This window comes from Acidithiobacillus sp. TH-A35, assembly GCF_057473505.1.
The window spans coordinates 1-4,694 of record NZ_JBYCKR010000293.1 but is presented as its reverse complement, the minus strand read 5'-3'; the positions used below and the strand labels follow the sequence as shown (position 1 = coordinate 4,694).

Genomic DNA, 4,694 nt, shown 5'->3' with positions numbered 1-4,694 from the left:
GGCTAAGGGGTGCGGTTTGGGTGCCGGTGAGTGCCCACGGGTTGCGGCTTGGTGTCCCAAGAGTGCCCCACAATGGGTTTATGATGGTCTGGGGTATCACCTAACTGTCTGTTTTATATGGTGCGCCTGACAGGAATCGAACCTGTAACCTACGGCTTAGAAGGCCGTTGCTCTATCCGGTTGAGCTACAGGCGCAAGGGATAATCCGACAATAAATCGTCCGCGCCATTGTAGAGGACCGGTGGCGGTCAGGGAAGCCGGAGCGTGCCCCTTTTCGCTGACGGCTGCCAGCGTGTATGGTTGGTGGTATCAGCCGAGCGGAGCAGAGCATGGACAAGCGCTTTACCCTGGAGAGCAGTTTCCCACCGCAGGGCGACCAGCCGGAGGCCATCCGGCTGTTGGTTAAAGGCCTTGCTTCTGGTGAATTTTTCCAGACCCTGTTGGGGGTGACGGGTTCGGGCAAGACCTTTACCATGGCCAACGTCATCGCAAGCACCCATCGGCCCGCCATCATCATGGCGCCCAACAAGACCCTGGCGGCGCAGCTCTATGCGGAGATGCGCGCTTTTTTTCCCCACAATGCCGTGGAGTATTTCGTCAGTTATTACGATTACTACCAACCCGAGGCTTACGTTCCTTCCTCCGACACCTTCATCGAAAAAGATGCCGCCATCAATGACCACATCGAGCAGATGCGCCTATCAGCCACCAAGGCCCTGCTGGAACGGCCAGATGTCATCATCGTGGCCACCGTTTCCGCAATCTACGGTCTGGGTGATCCGGCCTCTTACCATGGCATGATTCTGCATCTGCGCGAGTCTGCCACCATGGATCAGCGCGCTATCCTCAAGCGTCTGGCGGAGATGCAGTACAGCCGCAATCCTTTGGAAATGAAGCGCGGCACTTTTCGCGTCAACGGCGATGTCATCGATATCTGGCCCGCAGAAAGTGAGGACGAAGCCGTTCGGATCGAGCTTTTTGGCGACGAACTGGAGCGCATATCGCTCTTTGACCCCCTGACCGGCAAGACCATCACCCGTTTGCCGCGTTACACCATCTATCCCAAAAGCCACTATGTCACCCCACGCGAGACCATTCTCGCGGCACTGGACGCTATTAAAGATGAACTGCGCTCGCGTCTGGACGACCTGCGTCGCGCTAACAAGCTGGTCGAGGCGCAACGGCTGGAGCAGCGCACCCGCTTCGATCTGGAGATGATGGCCGAGCTGGGGTATTGCTCGGGGATCGAGAATTACTCCCGCTACCTCTCGGGAAGGGTGCCCGGTCAGGCGCCGCCGACCCTGATGGATTACCTGCCCAAGGACGCCCTGCTGTTTATGGACGAATCCCATGTAACTGTCCCGCAGTTCGGGGGGATGTATAAAGGCGATCGTTCGCGTAAGGAAACCCTGGTGGAATACGGGTTTCGTCTGCCCTCGGCGCTGGACAACCGGCCTCTGATGTTCCCCGAGTTCGAGTCGCTGATGCCGCAAACCGTGTTTATTTCCGCAACACCCGGTCCCTACGAACTGGAGCACTCCGGCCAGGTGGTGGAGCAGGTGGTACGCCCCACCGGTCTGGTCGATCCGGCTGTGGACGTCCGCCCGGCGAAGGGGCAGGTCGATGACCTGATCAGTGAAATCAACATCGTTGTGCGTACCGGTTGGCGCATTCTGGTGACGACATTGACCAAACGGATGGCCGAAGATCTGACCGATTATCTCCATGAGCTGGGTATCAAGTGCCGTTACCTGCACTCTGATATCGAGACGGTGGAGCGGGTGGAGATTATTCGTGATCTGCGCGCCGGGGTGTTCGATGTGCTGATCGGGATTAACCTGCTGCGGGAAGGCCTGGATATGCCGGAGGTGGCATTGGTCGCCATTCTGGATGCGGATAAGGAGGGCTTCCTGCGCTCGGAGCGGTCCCTGATTCAGACCATCGGGCGCGCCGCGCGCAACCTGCACGGGCGGGCCATTCTCTATGCCGACAGCATCACCAAATCCATGGCCCGCGCCATAGCCGAAACCGACCGCCGCCGGGAGAAGCAGTTGCAGTTCAACGCGGTGCATGGCATTACCCCGCGCGGCATCATCAAGCCGGTGTCGGACATGATTGAGGGGGTCTATCGGCGCAATGCACAACCCGCCGCGCGCGCGGCGGAAAAAAACGCGGATTATCGCGTGCTCAGCGACCCCAAAGCCGTTTCTAAAAAAATCAAGGAGCTGGAGGAGGCCATGTACCGTCACGCCCGCAATCTGGAGTTTGAACAGGCGGCGACGCTGCGGGACGACATCAAAAAACTGGAGACCCGTCTGCTGGGTACCGATCTGCCGGTATCTCTGGAAGAGGACTGAAGTGCGACCCATACGGACAAAAGTACCCCTTGCAACTTGACGCCGCGTAGGGCATTGCTTATTCTATAAACCAACCGGACGGTATGTAATAACAGGAGAACGTGATGATGATGAAGGCTAAAGCCTATGCTGCTCAGACTGCCCGCAGTCCGTTGGCGCCCTACGAAGTCCTGCGTCGTGAGCCGGGTCCTGATGATGTCCAGATAGATATACTCTTTTGCGGAGTCTGCCACTCCGATTTGCACACCGCCCGCAATGAATGGAAAAACACGCTGTACCCCGCTGTTCCCGGTCACGAAATCGTGGGCCGGGTCGTTGCCGTCGGTAAGGATGTCAAAAACTTTAAAGTCGGTGATTTTGCCGGTGTCGGTTGCATGGTGGATAGTTGTGGGCACTGCCCGTCCTGTGCCGAGGGTGAGGAGCAGTACTGCGATAACGGATTCACCGGAACATACAACGGCCCGGTATTCGGTGGCGAAAATACCTATGGCGGCTATTCCCAAAGCGTGGTGGTCAAAGAATCCTTTGTACTTAAGATTCAGCATGATGAAAAAGATCTGGCGAGTGTGGCACCGCTGCTCTGCGCCGGTATCACCACCTACTCGCCCTTACGCCATTGGGGTGTCGGACCAGGTAAAAAGGTCGGCATTGTGGGTCTGGGCGGTCTTGGTCATATGGGCGTCAAGCTGGCGCACGCCATGGGTGCTCACGTGGTGCTGTTCACCACCTCTCCCGGCAAAGTGGAGGATGGTAAGCGGCTGGGGGCGGATGAGGTCTGCATCTCCAAAGATGACGCGCAAATGGCCAGCCATGCCAACAGCTTCGATTTTATCCTCAATACCGTGGCGGCGTCCCATAATCTGGACACCTTCCTGAACCTGCTCAAGCGGGATGGTACGATGACGCTGGTGGGCGCTCCGGCAGAGCCCCATCCGTCACCAGAAGTCTTCAACCTGATTTTTAAGCGCCGGCAGCTCGCGGGCTCCCTTATTGGTGGCATCCGGGAAACGCAGGAGATGCTGGATTTCTGCGCGCAGCATGGGATTGGTTCGGATATCGAGATGATCCCTATGGACTACATCAATACCGCCTATGAAAGAATGCTGAAGAGCGATGTGAAGTATCGCTTTGTGATAGACATGGCGACGCTGAAATAGGTTCTCCGGGGCCGGAGATATCCAGCCCCTCCAGCAAGAGACGGAATACGCGCCAGGCTGAAGCCACAAACGACAGTCCGGCGTGTTTTTTGTTTTGGGGCGAGATGTCAAGGCAGCAGGAACTGCGCGCGGGCCACCAAAGAAAGGCGGTTTGCGTTGTGCCGCACGTCCGAATTGGCTACCATGCGCAGGTTAAACGCGCGTTGCGAGTCCTATGAGCAAATACATTTTTGTAACAGGTGGGGTGGTTTCTTCTCTGGGCAAGGGCGCCGCCGGCGCAGCTCTTGGCGCACTGCTGGAGGCGCGTGGGCTGAAGGTCACCATGCTCAAGCTAGACCCCTATATCAATGTCGATCCGGGCACCATGAGCCCCTTCCAGCACGGTGAGGTGTTCGTCACGGCCGATGGTGCGGAAACGGATCTGGATTTGGGGCATTACGAGCGATTCCTCTCGACGCGGATGGGCAAGCGCAACAATTTCACCACTGGTCTGGTTTATCAGACTGTTATTGAAAAAGAACGGCGCGGCGACTATCTGGGACGCACGGTGCAGGTCATCCCCCATGTCACCGATGAGATCAAGCGGCGCATCCGGTTGGGTGCGGTGGATGCGGATGTGGCGCTGGTGGAGATCGGTGGTACCGTCGGTGACATTGAATCGCAGCCCTTTCTGGAAGCGATCCGGCAGATGGCGGTAGAGGAGGAGCGGGGTGATACCCTCTTCATGAATCTGACGCTGGTACCCTATTTGGCGTCTGCCGGGGAGATGAAAACCAAGCCCACCCAGCACTCGGTACGTGAACTGCGTGCCATCGGTATCCAGCCGGATGTGCTGCTCTGCCGTGCCGACAGGCCTATACCAGCCGATCACCGGGCTAAAATCGGGCTCTTTTCTAATCTGCCGGAAAGGGCGGTCATTTCCGCTATCGACACCGACAGCATCTACCGCATTCCGCTGCTTTTCCATGCACAGGGTCTGGATGATCTGGTGGTACAGAATCTCGGCCTGCAGGTGCCAGCCCCTGACCTTTCGGTATGGAATGGCATCATAAACGCCCTGGAACACCCGGAAGGTGAGGTGGCGATTGCCCTCGTGGGTAAATATGTGGGGCTTACCGAGTCCTACAAGTCACTGGCCGAGGCGTTGCTTCACGCCGGATTGCGGGCACGGCGGAGTGTG

Annotated in this window: 3 protein-coding genes and 1 tRNA gene; 3 read left to right on the top strand and 1 reads right to left on the bottom strand. The window is 57.7% G+C overall.

Going from position 1 to position 4,694, the window contains the following annotated elements:
- Nucleotides 1-118: 118 nt before the first annotated feature.
- Nucleotides 119-195 (bottom strand) — tRNA-Arg (locus tag AC2VNK_RS09505).
- A 134-nt stretch (nucleotides 196-329) separates the two neighbouring features.
- Between AC2VNK_RS09505 and uvrB the strand changes: the two genes are divergently transcribed.
- The 3 genes from uvrB to pyrG all read left to right on the top strand — a co-directional run.
- On the top strand, nucleotides 330-2,357 hold the full coding sequence (uvrB, locus tag AC2VNK_RS09500; RefSeq protein ID WP_291520981.1) for an excinuclease ABC subunit UvrB: 2,028 nt from the start codon (nucleotides 330-332) through the stop codon (nucleotides 2,355-2,357).
- A gap of 104 nt (nucleotides 2,358-2,461) precedes the next feature.
- Nucleotides 2,462-3,514 (top strand): NAD(P)-dependent alcohol dehydrogenase, encoded by a 1,053-nt coding sequence (locus AC2VNK_RS09495; protein WP_486883576.1) that lies wholly within the window; start codon nucleotides 2,462-2,464, stop codon nucleotides 3,512-3,514.
- Nucleotides 3,515-3,728: 214 nt separating this feature from the next.
- Nucleotides 3,729-4,694 (top strand): CTP synthase (gene pyrG, locus AC2VNK_RS09490; RefSeq protein WP_486883575.1); only part of this gene is annotated, 966 nt, incomplete at its 3' end.